We start from the raw sequence: 15,491 nt of genomic DNA, 5'->3' as shown, positions 1-15,491 counted from the left end.
TTGCAAGGCGGGGTTGCACATGGACAAGTCTCTGCAATCCTTTAGAACCGGCCGATCGCGACGAACAACGACAGCGCAAGCAGGACGACGTTCATGACGACCGCTTGCTTCTCGCCGCGCTTGGCATGGTGGCCGGCAGCGAGCACCATGACGACGGCGAGGCCGATCGCTGCGATCGGCGTCAGAACCGGAGCGACATCCAGCGCTTCCGGCAGAATCAGGCCGATTCCGCCGAGAAGCTCCGCCAAGCCGACGAAGACGACGAAGCCGGTCGAAGAGTCCTGCGCCCAAGGCATGGTTGCCTTCGCTTTCTTGGAATTGAACGTCTTCATCGCGCCGGCCGAGATAAACATCAGGGCCAGAACCCCTTGCACAATCCAAAGTGCAATGTCCACGGCTTATATTCCTCCCCTTAAGTTGCTTACTTTTCGTACACAGATGTATAATAATCGCAAGGTCGCCGCTTGAGAAGTAGTAACCTCAAATAAACATAGTTACCTAATGGAGACCATGCATCAGAGCTGGGGGGGAATAGATTCATGTCCATGGATTGCAAGTTCGAATCGGCGCTCGAGATCTTCGTCGGCAAGTGGAAGCCCGTCATTCTGTTCCAACTGTTCACGAACGGAACGATGCGGTTCAGCCAACTGCAGAAGGCAATTCCCGACATCTCGAAGAAGATGCTGACACAGCAACTGCGGGAGCTGGAGTACCACGACATCGTGAATCGCAAGATGTACCTCCAGGTGCCGCCGAAGGTCGAATATACGCTTACGGAGTATGCGAACAACCTGGAGCCCGTCCTGAACGCCATGTGGGAATGGAGCGAGACGCATCTGAAGCATCTGAGCGAGCTTTACGGAGAAGAGCGCGCCCAGGGAGATCGGACTTAACGATTTTATGCGATTTTTCACATTCATCGGCTTGGATTCGGGGCAATCGAGGCGTTTTATGTGATTTTTCGCATACATGCGGGATTTCCGGGTGGAATTGCCGCAATTTATGCGGTTTTTCACATAGAATCGTCCAACCTGCCCAGTACCGCGCCGCACGAATGTGAATTTTCACATATATTCCTGTATTCCTGGCATCCGGCGCTACTTGAGAACAAAGAAGCGCTGCGGAGCCGCCCCATCCGGCAGCCTCGCAGCGCTCCTCGCTCTTCCTTCTACGTGCGTCCTTCCTCGACCATCCTTCTACTCGCTTCCTTCTTCGCTCTCCTTCTCCGCGCTCCCTTACGCCGTCGTCGCCTCGCGAGCCGCCTTCCGGCCGGCAGGCATGTCCGGCATGGCGTTGACGGATGCGACCGCATCCGTCTTCTTCGCCGGCTTCGTCCAATATTGCTCGCTGCCCGGCAGATCGTCGAACCAGGAGGCGTCATCCGGACAATCGAGCGCCATGAACGTGCCGTAGCGCCCATCTCTCGACTGATGGTACTTCAGGTACGCCTTGCCTTCGTTGATCGCGAGAATCTCGATTTTCCCCGAGGTGTGGCTCATCGACAGCCGGACTCTCTTGCCGAGACCGGACGTAAGCGCTTTCGCCTGTTCGACGATCTCGTACACTTCCCGCAGCGGCAAGACGAACGCCTTGTTGCCCGCCACCGGACGGTTCACGAAGAAGTAATACGGCGTCACTCCCGCCCACGACAGTCTGTCCAGCAGCTCCGCGAGCACCTTCGGATCGTCGTTGATGCCGCGCAGCACGGGCGTCTGGTTGACGACGATCGCTCCGGCCCGATGCAGCGCCTCGAAGCCCTTGACCGCCTGCGGCGTAATCTCGCGGGGGTGGTTGATATGCGCCATCACGTAGATTCTCTTCTCGGGCGTGGAGAATTCCGCGATCGCGCGGAGCAGTTCCTCGTCCTCGTAGATTCGCATCGGGTTGAACACCGGAATCTTCGAGCCAAGCCGGATGATCTTCACATGCTCGATCGCCCTCAGCCGCTCCAGAATCGCGCGAATCCGCGGGGTTCCGAGAATCAGGCTGTCTCCTCCGGTGAGCAGCACATTGTTGATCTCCGGGTGCTCCGAGATGTACGCCAGCCCCGGCTCGATGTCCGTGACCGATTCCTTGACATCGTTGCGGAACAGCCGCTTGCGGAAGCAATACCGGCAATATGCGCCGCACACCTCCGAGACGATCAGAAGCGCCGTCGTGCCGTACTTGTGCTGGCAGCCGGGCACGACGTAATTCGTGTCTTCGTCCGAGGCGTCCCAGCGCCCGTATTCGCCAAGCTCGTCGGAATTCGGAATGACCAGCTTGCGAATCGGGTCGTTCGGATCGTCCCAATCGATCAGGTCCAAGTAATAGTCGTTGACGCGGAAGACGAATTTCTCCGTAATCCGCTTAAGCTGCTCCCTCTCCGTCTCGGGCAACTGAGCGATCTTGTCGATAGACGTCAAATACTTCGGCTGAGGCATAGGCATTCTCCTTTAGCTGTATTTGGCTCTTGCGGGGTCTTCTCCCGTCTCGCACGGCGTGCCGCCGCGACAAAAAAAGACCCGTTGCACGGGTCAAAAGACAAGCCGAGGACACGTCCTCCGCTGCGCGTACTTGACCCATCCCAAGCTGACGAGGTTAGCTGACGGGCTCGGGTCAGATGGTCCCCTACGATCCGACGGATCGATTCGCCCCAGAAAATTGGTTCCCCCGCTCTCCGGCTGCCGCCGGAAACTAAGCTGTAAGACGCCTTATTCGGTTATTCTTCTTATCCTTCTATAGGCCTATCTTTAACTATAACAGACATTCGAGCATCAGACAACTTTTATATCATAATAAGGTTGTTTGTAAAATAATTCTAGAGGTTTGCCCCCATTCCAGAGGTTTGCCACAGTTCCAGAGAGTTGCCGCCCGGTTACAGCTCGACGATCTTCGTCGCAACCCGCTCATGGAACTCGCGATCGTGCTCCACGAAGACGATTGTCGGAGCGTGCTGCACAAGCAATTCCTCGATCTGCATCCGCGAGAGAACGTCGATGAAGTTGAGCGGTTCGTCCCACACGTACAGATGCGCCTTCTCGCTTAAGCTTCGCGCGATCAGCACCTTCTTCTTCTGGCCGCCGCTGAAGTCCGCCATGTCCTTCTCGAACTGCGTCCGGGAGAAGTCGAGCTTGCGCAGAATCGCCTTGAACAAGCTCTCGTCGATGTCGTGCTCTCTGGCGTAAGCCGATAAGTTGCCGCGGAGATGGGACGTATCCTGAGACACGTAGGAGATGCGCAGTTGGCTCCCTCTCCTGACCTCGCCCTCGTGCTTGATCTCCTCTCCGAGCAGCAGCTTCAGCACGCTCGACTTGCCGGCGCCGTTGTTGCCCCGAATCGCGATCCGGTCGCCCTGCTCGATCCGGAAGCCGACATTCTCGCACACCTTACGGTCCCCGTAGAAGATCGACACCCGGTCCAGTTCCGCAAGCTGATGCTTGTGGTAACGCATTTGGCCGATCTTCAAACTCTCCATACTGTCGACGTTGCGCAGCAGCTTCTCCTTCTCCGCCGCCGCCGATTGCTGCCGGTTCTCGATGGCTTTGGATCGCTTCATCATTTTCGCCGCCTTATGGCCGACATACCCCCGATCGGGCACCCCGTGGCCGATCTTCGTCTTCTCCACCTCGTCCGACCATTGACTCGTTCTCGCCGCCGCTTCGTTAAGCCTCTTGATGTCCTTGCGCAGCTTGTCGTTCTCGGCCAGCTCGTAATGGTCCTGCCTGCTCTTGTTCTCCATCCAACTGCTGAAGTTCCCTTGCTGAATCTCGATAGTGGCGCGATTGATGGACAGAACGTGGTCGACGCACCGATCGAGGAACGCCCGGTCATGCGAGACGAGGATGAAGCCCGACTTGGCGCTTAAGTACCGGCTCACCAGCTCGCGCGCGCCCATGTCCAGGTGATTCGTCGGTTCGTCGATCAAGAGGAAGTTGTTCTCCTTCAGGAACAGCGCCGCCAGCAGCACCTTGGTCTGCTCTCCGCTCGACAAGGAGTCGAACGGGCGGTCCAGCGCCTCCTCGGAGACGTCCAGCAGACTGAACTCGCGAAGCAGCTCCCAGTACACGTAATCGGGGTGGATGTCCGCAACGATCTCCAGCGCGGTCCTGCTCTTGTCTTCAACCGGATATGGAAAATAATCAAACGCGACGTTAGCGTCAATGCGACCGGAGTATTCATACTTGCCGAGCAGCAGATTCAGGAAGGTCGTCTTCCCTCTGCCGTTCCTTCCGGTGAAGCCGAGCTTCCAATCGGTGTCGATCTGGAAGCTGACGTTCTCGAACACGTTATCGTAGCTGCCGTCGTAAGCAAAGGTGAGATTCCTCACGTTAATTAATGACATAAATTATCCTCCCGCCATAAAAAATGAGCCGCGAGAGACAGCGCCTCTCGCGGCTCAAATACAGCGGCAACGACCGCCCCCCGGCATAAGGAGGCGGATCGCGCGCGATTCGTCTGAGCGAACGGATAAGGGCACTCTCTCGCATAGGCATAAAAAAGACAGCGAATAAACCGCTTCGCTTCCCTTCCATGGTCCTTGGCAAGAAAGTCACATTATCGCATTCAGCTCCCTGAATTAAAGTAATTGAATGATACCACGGATGCCAAGCGAATGACAACCCTCAGCGTTTGCCCCGGCCGCCCGTTACGGCTCGGCCCTCGGCCGGTTATAGCCGCTGTCCCCGTAAGGCTGCAGCTTCTCGAGCCAGCGCTTGCCCATCATCTTCGTCTCCCAGCGCACGTCGGCCACATCCGTCGTATCCTTCTGCTCCAGCACCTCGTACTCGAAGGCGTCCTTGCCGAGCTCGTTCCAGTCCTTCTGCAGCTCGGCGTTCGCGAACCGTCCCATGTCGAGCTGCATCTGTAGCGTCATCCACTTGTTCTTCAGGTTCGGGTAAGCGTCGATGAACATCTTCCCGCTTACCCGGTTGGTCAAGCGAACGACACCCATGTACGTCTTGATCTGCTTGTACTCCTCCTGCAGCTCCTTGCGCCTGTTCGTCTGCATTATGTTCGCTCCTCTCCTCTCGCCGCCTGGCGGCTTAATTAATAGCCCATCTCCTTGAGCAGCCGGGACAACGTCCGAAGCCTCTCCCCGATCAGCTCGCCGTCGTCGCTCAACGCCTGGTTGAACAGCTTGATGTCTTCCCCGATCTTCTCATTGTCCGTGCACACCTCGACCGTCATCGCATCCCCCTGCAGGCCGATCCGGTCGATCCGCGGATTCGCGGGATCGTAGTGGTTGTCGAACCGATACGACTCGCGAAAATGCTCCAAAGTGCGGCAGATGAGAATGGACAGGTCAAGCACGCGGTGCAGCGGAAGCTCCTCGGATTGGCGCGACCACTTCTCCCCCGTGTACCTCCATACCTTCGCCGAGATGTCGACCTTGCCGCGGTCGTTCCATTGGGCAAGCCCCAGCGACAGCCCCTTCGTATCGGTCTGTCCCGCCAGCCTGCCGTCGATTCGTTCGTAATCTTCGGCGACGATAACCGGCTTGTGCTTTAGTGTCGTCGGTATCTTCATGGGAATAGCCCCCTTCATGCGCTTCGCAACGTTCCATTCAAGATTCGAATTAGTTATTTACTAAATTACTGAATTACTAAATCGAATTCCATCGTAGCCCAGATCGCCCGCCCTGTCAACCGCATGCGCTCACAACAAGAAGACGCCAAGAAGCGCGGGCATATGGAATGTCCCGCGCCTCTTCGTTCGCTCTTGCCGTTGTCCGCTGTTAAGAATCGTTAAGGATTGCGCCCGTAGATCAGCTTCAGGTTCGTCAGGTCGACCAGATACAGAATGTCGACGCCCTTGGCGTTGCGCTTGACCGCCAGCCGCTCGATCGGCACGCCCGGCGCGATCGACGTCGGCGTCCACACTCCGCCGGACAACGTCGCCATATAGGCGCGATCGGTGCCGCTCGTTACGGCGTAATACACCCTCGCCGCGCTCCCCGTCCACGTGACGTCGATGGCGGCTCTCGTCTCGGAGGCGTTGTAGACGGTCTGCCTCTGCCACCCGGAAGCGTTGTGCGTCGCCAGCTTGACGGAGAAGGTCGAGCTGCCTTCCTCGCGGTACCGGTAGGCGATGATCGGGCTGTTGTTGGAATCGACGATCAGTTTGGCGCTTTGGACGCCCGGACCGCCGGGATCGTCGCCGCTGGTCACGTACGCTTCGGTCGAAGCGAGCGGCTGGACGATGTCGGCCGTCGTCAGCGACACCGGCGCCGACACGGCAGTCCCGTCCGCCTTCGAGAATGTGCCCGTTGACGGGCTGTACTTCAAATACGAGAGCTGGTGCCGCAAGGCGCTGGCCGCGAATTGCGCCCATTCGAACAGGATGTGCAGATCTCCGTTGGAATCGAACACGAGATCGTCGGGATAAACCGACTTGTTAAGATTCGACGCGATAACCGCAATCTGACTCCACGTCGAGGCGGCGTTATCCCACCGCAGCAGCACGCCGTAGCGCTTGCCTCCCGGATCGTTATCCGCGCGAACGAACAGATACAGATCTCCGTTCGGCGCCGTCGTCACGATCGGATAAGTGACCTTCATCGTCGGATCGGGCATATCCGCCGCATGCTCCTGCGGCGCTCCGCCCACCGTATCCGAGCGGAAGTACCGCCACGTGTTGTTGTGCATCGACGCGAACACATGGAAGCGCCCGCTGCCGTCCCGCGCGATCGACGGCTGATTGTGGCCGTTGTCGTCGACGAATTCGGCGACGCTTGTCCCGTTCATGACCGGGATGTTGCTCCAGGCGCCCGTCCCGTCGCGTCTGGCGATGTACACTTTATGTGTGCCCGCCGTGCTGCCCGGAGCATTGTAAGCCATGTACGCATACTCCAGCCCCGTCCCGTACGTGTCGAGCGGCGACCACCAGCCCGCCTGGTTGCTCGAGTCCATCGCGTAAGGCACTTCCTCCAGCGTGACCGCAGCGCTGCCCGTTCCGGCCGGAAGAACGGCCAACAGCGTCAGCAGCGACAGCCACATCCTCCACCCCCGCGTTCTCCGTCCCTTGTTGCTCCTCATCACAACCGCCTCCATTTGGTTCAATTCGGCGCCGATTCCAGAGTAGCACTTGGCGCGCCCTCCTTGGTAGCAACAATTTAGCGCATTCCATAGAACAGATCTACTCAACTGCAGCGGCGCGAATAGAACAAAAAAAGGAAAAGGCCTTCCGCTTCGGAAGACCTCGCGTTCGGCGCTATCCGCGCGCCGCCATTCTCTCGTGCAGGAAGTCGACGATGTGGACGGCCTCCATCCGCTTGTCGCTCGCATGACGCTCGATGCCCAGCTTCATCTGCAGCAGGCAGCCCGGATTGCTCGTGACGATGTAGTGCGCCGCCGTGCCGTTCGCATCCTTCATCTTCTTCTCCAGCAGGCGGTTGGCCATCTCCGGCTGCGTTATGTTGTAGATGCCGGCCGAGCCGCAGCAGGAGCCCGCATCCTTCATCTCGACAAGCTCGACGCCCGGAAGCGCGCCGAGCAGGCTGCGGGGGGACGCCCCGCCCTTCATGACGTTCTTCAGGTGGCAGGAGTCCTGATACGTCACGCGAACGGCCGCGGCTTCGCCGCCAACCGGCTCGGCGAACGGAAGCGGACGGCCTTCGTTCCACAGAATCGTGCTGATATCCTTCGTATGGCTCGCGAACCACGCCGCATCCTCGCGCCACTGCGGCTCGTCGTGCAGCAGATGATCGTATTCCACGAGGATGGCGCCGCAGCCCCCCGCGTTGGAGATGATCGCATCGACGCCGGCTTCGCGGAACGCCCGGATGTTGCGCTTCGCCAGCTCCTTCGCCTGTGCCGTCTCCCCGCTGTGCGCATGAAGCGCGCCGCAGCAGTTCTGCGCTTCCGGGATGGCCACGTCGAACCCGGCTTCGCTCAGCAGCTCCACGGTCTTCCGGTTCGTCTCCGCGAACATCGCGTCCATCAGGCAGCCGCGGAACATGCCGACCGTGCCGACCTTCTGTCCCTTCGCGGGAACATGCGTGCCGAGCGTCTTCACGACGCCCTTGCCCGTCGCCTCCGGCAGAATCTTCTCCATGTCGGCGAGCTGCTTCGGCAGCAGCTTCAGCGCGTTCGTCTTCCGCACTGCCGTCTGCAGGCCGGAGCGCTGGTACAGCTTAAGCCCCTTGCCGAGCAGCTCCATCCGCTTCGGATGCGGGAACAGCCCCTGGAACACAAGCTTGCGCACGCCCTTCACCCAGCCGCGATGCTGCGTCGTGTGCTCCTCGATCGCATCCCGCGCCTGCTCGATCAACTGACCGTACTTCACATCGGCCGGACAGGCCGGCTCGCACGCGCGGCAGCCGAGGCAGTGGCTCATCTGCTCCTCGAACGGCACGTCCGGGCCCATGATGCCGTCCACGGTCGCCTTCATCAAGGCGATGCGGCCGCGCGGCGATTCCGCCTCCAGCCCGGTCTCCCGGAACGTCGGGCAGGCCGGCAGGCAGAAGCCGCATCGCATGCAGTTCGTGAGCTGGTCGTAATCGAGCTTGATCTTCAGCGTCTCCCGCAGCGCTTCCCGGTCCGTCGTCTTAGCCACGCTCGAGCACCACCCTTCTTCTTGCCGACTTCGCGAAGATCTTGCCGGGGTTCAGCAGGTTATGCGGGTCGAACGCCGCCTTGATGCTCTGCATGACCGCGACGCCTGGCTCCCCGAGCTTCCATTCCAGATAAGGCGACTTGACGAGTCCGACGCCGTGCTCGCCCGTGATCGTTCCGCCGAAGGCGATCGCCGCTTCGAAGATCTCGGCGAACGCCTCCTCGACGCGGTGCACCTCGTCCGTATCGCGCGCATCGGTCGTCGCCGTCGGGTGCAGGTTGCCGTCGCCCGCATGGCCGAACGTGCAGATCTGCACGCGATGCTTCTCGGCGATCCGATTGATCGCCAGCACCATGTCGGCGATCTTCGAGCGCGGCACCGTCGCGTCCTCCAGAATCGTCGTCGGCCGCAGCCTCGCGAGCGCCGTGAACGCGCTGCGGCGCGCGGTCAACAGCTTCAGCGCTTCCTCGTGGTTGCGGGCGATGCTGACCTCCGTCGCGTTCTCCTCGCGGCAGATGCCCGAGATCAGCTCGATGTCGCGCTCGACCGTCTCGAGCTCGCCGTCCTGCTCGATCAGCAGCATCGCGGCCGCATCCGTCGGCAGCCCCAGCTTCGCATAATCGTTAACGACCTTAATTGTCGGGTTGTCGAGCAGCTCCAGCGTCGCGGGAATAATCCGGTTCTCGATGATCTTGGACACCGTGCGGGCCGCGTCGTACACATCCGAGAACATCGCCAGCATCGTCTTCTTATGCTTCGGCGGCGGCACAAGCTTCAGCGTCGCTTCCGTAACGATGGCGAGCGTTCCTTCCGAGCCGACGAGCAGCTTCGTCAGGTCGTAGCCGGCGACGTCCTTCACGAGCTTGCCGCCCGTGCGGACGATCTCCCCGCTCGCCAGCACGAACTCGAGGCCGAGCACGTAGTCCTTCGTCGTGCCGTACTTCAGCCCGCGCAGGCCGCCCGAGCATTCGGCGATGTTGCCGCCGATCGTCGAGATCGCCATGCTGCTCGGGTCCGGAGGGTAGAACAGGCCGAGGCTCTCGATATGTTCGGTGAACGCCTTCGTCAGAATGCCGGGCTGCACCGTCGCCGTCAGGTTCTGCAGATCGACCTCGACAATGGCGTTCATCCGGTGCATAACCATGACGATGCCGCCCTGGATCGGCACCGTCCCTCCGCACAGGTTCGTGCCGGAGCCGCGGCTGACGACCGGAATGCGATGCTCGTGCAGCACGCGCATGACGGCCGCCACCTCCTCCGTGCTGCCGGGATAGATAACCCCGTCCGGCAGCGCTTGAAGCATGGGCGTTCCGTCGTACGAATGGGCAACGCGGGTCTGGTCGTCGTCCTTGAACCAGGACGCTCCGACGATATCGCGAAGCTGCCGGGCTATAGCGTTGTCTAGCATAATGGTTGACCTCCGCTTGATTATTGATCATGTGATCTGATGACTTTTCTTTTAGCTTACCTTATGATTGAATGGATGTACATCATTATTTTTGGAGGAATCGTTGTGGCGTTCCGCAGAGTCGAAGCACGCAAAGGCTCGGAGCTCGTGCTCGAGCAGTTGAAGAACATGATCGAGACGGGAGACTACGCGCCCGGCTCGAAGCTCCCGACCGTCGTGGAGCTTGCCGACAGCTTCGAGGTCGGGCGCTCGACGATCCGCGAGGCGCTGAGCGGCCTGAAGGCGACCGGCTGGATCACGATCCGGCACGGCGGCGGCAGCTACGTGAGCCTGGAGCTCCCCGCCGCGGAGGACGCCGCCTCCCTCTCGTTCGGCAAGGAGAAGCTTCAGGAAGTGCTCGAGGTGCGGAAGTTCATCGAGGCGGGCTGCGCCGAGCTGGCTGCGGAGCGTCGCTCGGCGGAAGATCTGGCCGCGCTGCGGGATATTCTCGAACGGATGGGCGGCGCCTTGGGCGACGAGGCGGCGAGCGACGAGGCCGATATCCGCTTCCATCTTCGCGTCGCCGAGGCTTCGAAGAACGCGCTCCTCCTCTCGATGATGGAGTCGATGGCGGGACGGCTGCGCGAGAGCATGAAGCAGTCGCGGCGATTGTGGTTCTTCGCCGAACGGGCCTCCGCGGAGCAACTGCTTGCCGAACACCGCTCTATCTTCGAGGCGATCGAGACGCGGGACGGAGCGGCGGCGCGGGACCGCATGATGAAGCATCTGCTGAAGGTGGAGCAAGTGATCGAACGCAGCGAACGGAGCGGACAAGACGAACGGGACGAGCGAGGGCGAACCGAATAACGCCGTTATCGAGCGCCGTTATCGCCTCGTGTCGCTCGATAACGGCGCACTTGACCGATTTTATGTGAGAAACCGCATACATTCGCTGCCAACAACGGCCTCGCACCGCAACCAATGCGAAAAACCACATACATAGCCGCAATTCCACCCGGAAATCCCGTATATATGCGAGAAATCACATAAAACGCTCCGATTCCCGCCAATCCGAGCCGATGAATGTGAAAAACCGCATAAAACCGCCGCTTTCGTCCATCCTCCTCCATCCTTCGCCTTTATCGAGAACCGTCAGGGAGAGCTTCGACCTTCCCTGACGGTTTTTCCGCGTCCGCCCCTTTTCTGCAACCGCTTACGGTAATTTATGTCATATTTCCACAGAGAATTGTTCTCGAATCAATTGATTTTATCGGAAAATTATGGTTTATTGAAATTAATGCCGACCATTCTACTCAGCTTTCACAGAAGTAAATATTTACCTGCATTTTTCCCGGCCGTTACCGATAATTAAGGTAGGGCACATAGCGAAGGAGGCGAATGACGAGAGCAGCATCCGGCAAGGCCGAGTCGGCAGACAATCGGGCAGACAACAGAATAGATAGACAAGGAGTGATGGGAATGATCAGAAAAGTTCAAAACGAAATGGAGGCCGCGCTATTTAACTTTGTCTGGATGACCGTATGGCGGGAGAAAAACTTCGAGTTCGAATTTTCGTCCCATTGCTTGAGCCGGTATTTGTCCGTCACCCCGAACGGGGAAGCGGCAGGCACGGCGGAATTCAAGCCCTACTTCCCGGAAGACAATCGGCTCGATCGGATCGCTCCGTTCTCCCTCCACCCGTGGGTCGCGCAAGATCCGGCCAAGGTGGCGGAGATCGACAAGATCGCGTTCCTCAAGGAGCACCGGGGGCCATACCTGGCGGAGCTGCTTACGCTGATCGTCGGGTACTGCCGGGCGAACGGCTATCATTACCTTGTATCTCTTCTGGAGCCCGTCTTCTATCGCGCTTTGCGAATTACCTTCAAGGTGCCGATGGATAAGGCCGGGAAGCCGCAATATTATAAAGGGGACACGGTGATCCCCGTCGTGTTCGACATGAAGGCGATGTACGAGCATCCGGGAGATTACGATTGGCTGCGGCTTGACGACTTGGACCCCGCCGAGCTGACCGAACGTGCGCACCCCATTCTTAGCAGATAACCTAATGGACGAAGGCGGTACATAATGAACGAACTGACGGTTCTTGACAGGCGCAATCGATTATATGTGAAGATTCTATGGGGAATGCTCCTGCTTGGCATCGTGGCGGATATCTCCGCTTCGCTGCCCGCGAAGATGCTGGTGATCCTGATCGCGTTCGGAGGCTTCGCCTGCGGGCTGGCGACGGTGCTCACCTACAAGCGCGTCTGGAGCCAATATGTCATGTACTTCGTGCCGGTCATTCTGTCCGTGATCACGCTGCTGCTGCTCGTCTCGGACCCGAATCCGATCGTCAGCACCTACTTCCTCGTGTACGTGAATATTGCCCTCATGACGCTGTACTCGAATTACAAGCCTATTCTGCTTGCGGGCGTTCTCGGAATGGCGACGACGACTTACGTGTTCCTCGATTCGAAGCTGGGGCCCGAGCTGTTCCCGAACGATTCCTTGCTCTATCTGTACATGTACCTCATCTTCCTGACGGTTGCGCTTGCGGCGTCCGCCCGGTTCGGCGAGAAGCTGCAGAGCCAGGTTGCGGAAGAGCATCATCGGACCTCGGCGGCCAAGGAGCTGTCGGATCGGCTGATCGGGAAGCTGGAGTCGTCCATTCAAGTGCTCAGCGAATTCAGCGCGAGCCAGAAGGTCGACGTGAACAAGACGGGCGACATCTCCCGCGAGGTGACGGCCGCGTTCCAGGAGATGTCCCACGATATCGAGCAGCAGAGCCAGGCGGTCATCTCCGTGTCCGGCTCCGTGCTGGAGGTCGATCCGATCATTCGCGATCTGGCGGAAGGAACGAGCCGTCTGAACGGCTACTCTGCCAGAACGGCGGAACTGACCCATGAAGGCGAAGTGCATATCGCCGCTCTCTCCGGGGAAGTCGGCCGGGTGCGCGAGATCGTGCGCGAGACCGTCCACCTGATGTCGGCGCTCCGCGAGCAGAACGAACGCGTCAGTTCCATTATCGGCACGATCAGCGACATCGCGACCCAGACGAATCTTCTCTCGCTGAACGCGGCGATCGAAGCGGCCCGGGCTGGCGAACACGGCAAGGGCTTCGCCATCGTCTCGGAAGAAGTCCGCAAGCTGGCCGACCATTCCCGCGAGGCCGCGTCGGAGATCGCGACAATTCTCGCCGCGGTCCGCACGCAGATCGAAGCGGTCAGCGAAGAAGTGCTCAAGGGCGAGACCGCCGCCGACGCCAGCCATGCCTCCTGCCTCCAAGTCAACCAGATCATCGGCGATATCTCCGGCAACACCAATCAGGTGAAGGAGCAGGCCGAGCTCGCCTCGCGGGCGGCAGAACGCGTTCGCGAGAGGTATTCCGGCATCGCGGACGATTCGAACCGGATCGCTTACGCCGTCGAGCGCAACATGTCCTCGCTTGAAGAAGTATGCGCCAGCCTGGAAGACCAGAACGGCAAGATCGGCAGCGTCGTCTCGGGTTACGGCAGCCTGGACATGCTGATCTCCGAGCTGAAGCAACTGACCGCCAAGGCATAGGAAGCCGCCGCGACAGACGACAATCCCCCGCCGAGTCCGTTAATGGACTTTGCGGGGGATTGGTCTTATTTTCTGCTTCTTTACCTCTACTCCACCTCTGACACTCTGCCCCGCCGCACACTCTTTTTGCACCCGCCGCCCATCTCAATCAAGGCTTCCCAGCAGCTCGTCGACCCGCTGCTTCGCATTCTCCCACGATTCCATCAGCGGGAACGGATGGCTCTCCCTCATGCGTAGATTCCACGGATGCGGGATGCAGAGCGCCTTCTTCCCCGCCTCCAGCGCCGGCAGCAGATTATGCGGGCCGTCGTCGATCAGCAGATCGAAGTCGATAAGGCTCTTGCGCTTGCAGGCGAAGAAGTTGTCGAAGGGAATGAACGGCATGTGGCGCTGCAGCCAGTTCCACTTCTCTGCAACGCTGTTCGGCCGCGCGGCGGTGACGATAATCACGTCGTATTCCCGATGCAGCTTCTCCATCTCTCCCACCACATGCTCGTCGTACAGCTCAAGCTCCTCGTACAAGCCCGGACGGCCGAAGAACACTTCCTGCGTGCTGGCGGGATGCCTGAGGTGGTCCGTGTTCCAATCCATCATCTCCTCGTACGAGAGCGGATGAGTCGGGAACTCGATATTGTTGTGATAGATCGCCCTCTTGACGAGGTGGCAGATCGTATCGTCCATGTCGACGGCAACGATTTTTCTTCTCATACGGAATGCGTCCTCCAACGATAACGAATCAATATTGGGAAAATAACGACAACGGTATGGAAGAAATTTTCTCACTCATCGCCGACAATTGCAACTCCATCGGCATCCGCGCGCGAATCCGAGGTTAAGAGGATGCCGCGCCGGCCACCCGGCTCGCTTCCTCCCAGCAGGCGCGATACAGCTCCGAATCCGGCTGCACGTTCAACAAGCCGGCATAATACGGGATTACGGCGTTAGCGAAGTAGGCCGGATAGGCTTGCTCGTCGCGGACAAGCCCGTCTCCCTGCCAGCGAACCAGCTCGACCCGGTAGGCCTCCTCCCGGTCGTGCGTCCACAGAGCAAGGCGGAGCAGACGATCGGCAGCGGCGTCGGCCTCGCGGCCATACACCGGCGGCGCCGGCGGCACGATCGCCAAGCGGCTGTAGAACACATCGCTCGGCGTCAGATGGCGGTATTCCCCGGCCTCGAACTGGAACAAGTCCAGTTGCGCCCACCGCTCTCCGATCTGCCAGCCGATCAGCAGGCTCGGCGGATAGACGCCCGCGATCGGCGCCGCCGCCAGATTCGCGATGCCGTAGCCCGGCCCCCGGATGTGGCTGAAGACGTACCATCCCTGCAGCGAATGCTTCGCAATCAGCGCCCGCATCCCTTCCGCCGTCCGGTAGACGCCGACGATCTCCGGATTCCGATCCCCGTCGAGATCGACGGCGAGCACCGCCGGATAACTTGCCGGGTAATCGATCCTCGCGATCTCCGCCCCGGGCGGAAGCAACCCCGTTACAACCTGCGCGGCATATTGCTCGGTTAACTGGAACATTGCGAATCCTCCCTCCCCATCACTGAAGTATATGCGCGCGTATTCCCCACATTAAACTCCGCTTTCCTATTCGCGCCCCCCTGCGTCCCTAGCCCCCGACTTTGTACCATTCCCCCACTCGCGGGCTCTCTCACGCATACAGCCCCGGTTTTATACAAATTTCTCCATCCAAGGTTCCTCTCGCGCCCAAAACTCCCGATTTATGCGTTTTTTCACATTCGCGTCTCCCTCCGCCCCCCTCCGCCGCCGATTTTATGTGGTTTTTCACATTCATCGGCCTGGATAGGGGGCAATCGCAGCGTTTTATGTGGTTTTTCGCATATATCCGGTTCCTCGGGCGGAATTTTCCTCCACGAATGGTCGAGTAGGTAGGGCCTCTCCTTTCGAGGATTGTGCCCGTCCCCCTCACAGATCCGTACGTGCGGAATTCCCGCATACGGCTCTTCGACGCATCTTTCACAGAATGGTTATTTGTAGATA

The 15,491-nt window shown here is 59.5% G+C and carries 14 protein-coding genes and 1 riboswitch; of the genes, 4 read left to right on the top strand and 10 right to left on the bottom strand.

All coding sequences use genetic code 11. The features are described from left to right. Window positions 1-41: 41 nt before the first annotated feature. A complete protein-coding gene (locus tag E6C55_RS18960) occupies window positions 42-395 on the bottom strand; it encodes a DoxX family protein (protein WP_136371387.1) in 354 nt (117 codons plus the stop codon). 144 nt (window positions 396-539) lie between these two features. On the opposite strand from E6C55_RS18960, the gene E6C55_RS18955 reads away from it, so the two are divergent. Next, window positions 540-893 (top strand): winged helix-turn-helix transcriptional regulator, encoded by a 354-nt coding sequence (locus tag E6C55_RS18955; RefSeq protein WP_136371386.1) that lies wholly within the window; start codon window positions 540-542, stop codon window positions 891-893. A 342-nt stretch (window positions 894-1,235) separates the two neighbouring features. On the opposite strand, the gene E6C55_RS18950 is transcribed toward E6C55_RS18955, so the two are convergent. The 7 genes from E6C55_RS18950 to E6C55_RS18920 form a co-directional block, all read right to left on the bottom strand. Beyond that, window positions 1,236-2,423 carry a KamA family radical SAM protein gene (locus E6C55_RS18950; RefSeq protein ID WP_136371385.1) on the bottom strand — a complete coding sequence of 396 codons (1,188 nt, stop codon included), beginning with the start codon at window positions 2,421-2,423 and terminating at the stop codon, window positions 1,236-1,238. Window positions 2,424-2,553: 130 nt separating this feature from the next. Then, window positions 2,554-2,693: riboswitch (cyclic di-AMP (ydaO/yuaA leader) on the bottom strand. A gap of 164 nt (window positions 2,694-2,857) precedes the next feature. Next, complete coding sequence (gene abc-f / locus E6C55_RS18945) at window positions 2,858-4,324, bottom strand: ribosomal protection-like ABC-F family protein (RefSeq protein WP_136371384.1); 1,467 nt, start codon at window positions 4,322-4,324, stop codon at window positions 2,858-2,860. A gap of 303 nt (window positions 4,325-4,627) precedes the next feature. Continuing rightward, a complete protein-coding gene (locus tag E6C55_RS18940; protein WP_136371383.1) occupies window positions 4,628-4,990 on the bottom strand; it encodes a GIY-YIG nuclease family protein in 363 nt (120 codons plus the stop codon). Between the two features lie 38 nt (window positions 4,991-5,028). Next, entirely contained in the window at window positions 5,029-5,508 is a 480-nt protein-coding gene (locus tag E6C55_RS18935) for a DUF6530 family protein (RefSeq protein ID WP_136371382.1), read from the bottom strand. A gap of 218 nt (window positions 5,509-5,726) precedes the next feature. Next, on the bottom strand, window positions 5,727-7,016 hold the full coding sequence (locus tag E6C55_RS18930; protein ID WP_211093617.1) for a BNR-4 repeat-containing protein: 1,290 nt from the start codon (window positions 7,014-7,016) through the stop codon (window positions 5,727-5,729). A gap of 175 nt (window positions 7,017-7,191) precedes the next feature. Then, entirely contained in the window at window positions 7,192-8,535 is a 1,344-nt protein-coding gene (locus E6C55_RS18925; protein WP_330999639.1) for a (Fe-S)-binding protein, read from the bottom strand. Continuing rightward, the gene (locus E6C55_RS18920) at window positions 8,528-9,943 is read right to left on the bottom strand and encodes an FAD-linked oxidase C-terminal domain-containing protein (protein ID WP_136371381.1); all 1,416 of its coding nucleotides are present in this window, start codon (window positions 9,941-9,943) and stop codon (window positions 8,528-8,530) included. The genes E6C55_RS18925 and E6C55_RS18920 overlap by 8 nt, the downstream gene beginning before the upstream one ends. Before the next feature lie 105 nt (window positions 9,944-10,048). Here E6C55_RS18920 and E6C55_RS18915 point away from each other — a divergent pair, with 105 nt between their 5' ends. The 3 genes from E6C55_RS18915 (at window position 10,049) to E6C55_RS18905 (ending at window position 13,486) form a co-directional block, all read left to right on the top strand. Beyond that, the gene (locus E6C55_RS18915; protein ID WP_230986753.1) at window positions 10,049-10,789 is read left to right on the top strand and encodes a FadR/GntR family transcriptional regulator; all 741 of its coding nucleotides are present in this window, start codon (window positions 10,049-10,051) and stop codon (window positions 10,787-10,789) included. Between the two features lie 612 nt (window positions 10,790-11,401). After that, window positions 11,402-11,983, top strand: coding sequence for a hypothetical protein (locus E6C55_RS18910; protein WP_211093616.1), 582 nt, complete (start codon window positions 11,402-11,404; stop codon window positions 11,981-11,983). 24 nt (window positions 11,984-12,007) lie between these two features. Next, window positions 12,008-13,486 carry a methyl-accepting chemotaxis protein gene (locus tag E6C55_RS18905; protein ID WP_136371379.1) on the top strand — a complete coding sequence of 493 codons (1,479 nt, stop codon included), beginning with the start codon at window positions 12,008-12,010 and terminating at the stop codon, window positions 13,484-13,486. 144 nt (window positions 13,487-13,630) lie between these two features. Here the strand turns inward: E6C55_RS18905 and E6C55_RS18900 are convergent, their stop codons facing one another. Together E6C55_RS18900 and E6C55_RS18895 are read right to left on the bottom strand one after the other, a co-directional pair. Next, entirely contained in the window at window positions 13,631-14,194 is a 564-nt protein-coding gene (locus E6C55_RS18900; protein WP_136371378.1) for a 5' nucleotidase, NT5C type, read from the bottom strand. A gap of 124 nt (window positions 14,195-14,318) precedes the next feature. Continuing rightward, a complete protein-coding gene (locus tag E6C55_RS18895) occupies window positions 14,319-15,011 on the bottom strand; it encodes a hypothetical protein (protein WP_136371377.1) in 693 nt (230 codons plus the stop codon). Window positions 15,012-15,491: the final 480 nt, after the last annotated feature.

Origin of the sequence: Cohnella fermenti (assembly GCF_004801405.1) — a bacterium.
GTDB classification, from domain to species: domain Bacteria; phylum Bacillota; class Bacilli; order Paenibacillales; family Paenibacillaceae; genus Cohnella; species Cohnella fermenti.
Note: the sequence above shows the minus strand (reverse complement) of the source record. Positions and strands in the feature narration are given on the sequence as shown.

Bases quoted from the DNA above. Each gene is read 5' to 3' on its own strand.
- E6C55_RS18900 (WP_136371378.1), bottom strand. From the start codon at position 14,194: ATGAGAAGAAAAATCGTTGCCGTCGACATGGACGATACGATCTGCCAC.
- E6C55_RS18910 (WP_211093616.1), top strand. From the start codon at position 11,402: ATGATCAGAAAAGTTCAAAACGAAATGGAGGCCGCGCTATTTAACTTT.
- E6C55_RS18895 (WP_136371377.1), bottom strand. From the start codon at position 15,011: ATGTTCCAGTTAACCGAGCAATATGCCGCGCAGGTTGTAACGGGGTTG.
- E6C55_RS18920 (WP_136371381.1), bottom strand. From the start codon at position 9,943: ATGCTAGACAACGCTATAGCCCGGCAGCTTCGCGATATCGTCGGAGCG.
- E6C55_RS18905 (WP_136371379.1), top strand. From the start codon at position 12,008: ATGAACGAACTGACGGTTCTTGACAGGCGCAATCGATTATATGTGAAG.
- E6C55_RS18940 (WP_136371383.1), bottom strand. From the start codon at position 4,990: ATGCAGACGAACAGGCGCAAGGAGCTGCAGGAGGAGTACAAGCAGATC.
- E6C55_RS18950 (WP_136371385.1), bottom strand. From the start codon at position 2,423: ATGCCTCAGCCGAAGTATTTGACGTCTATCGACAAGATCGCTCAGTTG.
- E6C55_RS18930 (WP_211093617.1), bottom strand. From the start codon at position 7,016: ATGAGGAGCAACAAGGGACGGAGAACGCGGGGGTGGAGGATGTGGCTG.
- E6C55_RS18955 (WP_136371386.1), top strand. From the start codon at position 540: ATGTCCATGGATTGCAAGTTCGAATCGGCGCTCGAGATCTTCGTCGGC.
- abc-f (WP_136371384.1), bottom strand. From the start codon at position 4,324: ATGTCATTAATTAACGTGAGGAATCTCACCTTTGCTTACGACGGCAGC.
- E6C55_RS18935 (WP_136371382.1), bottom strand. From the start codon at position 5,508: ATGAAGATACCGACGACACTAAAGCACAAGCCGGTTATCGTCGCCGAA.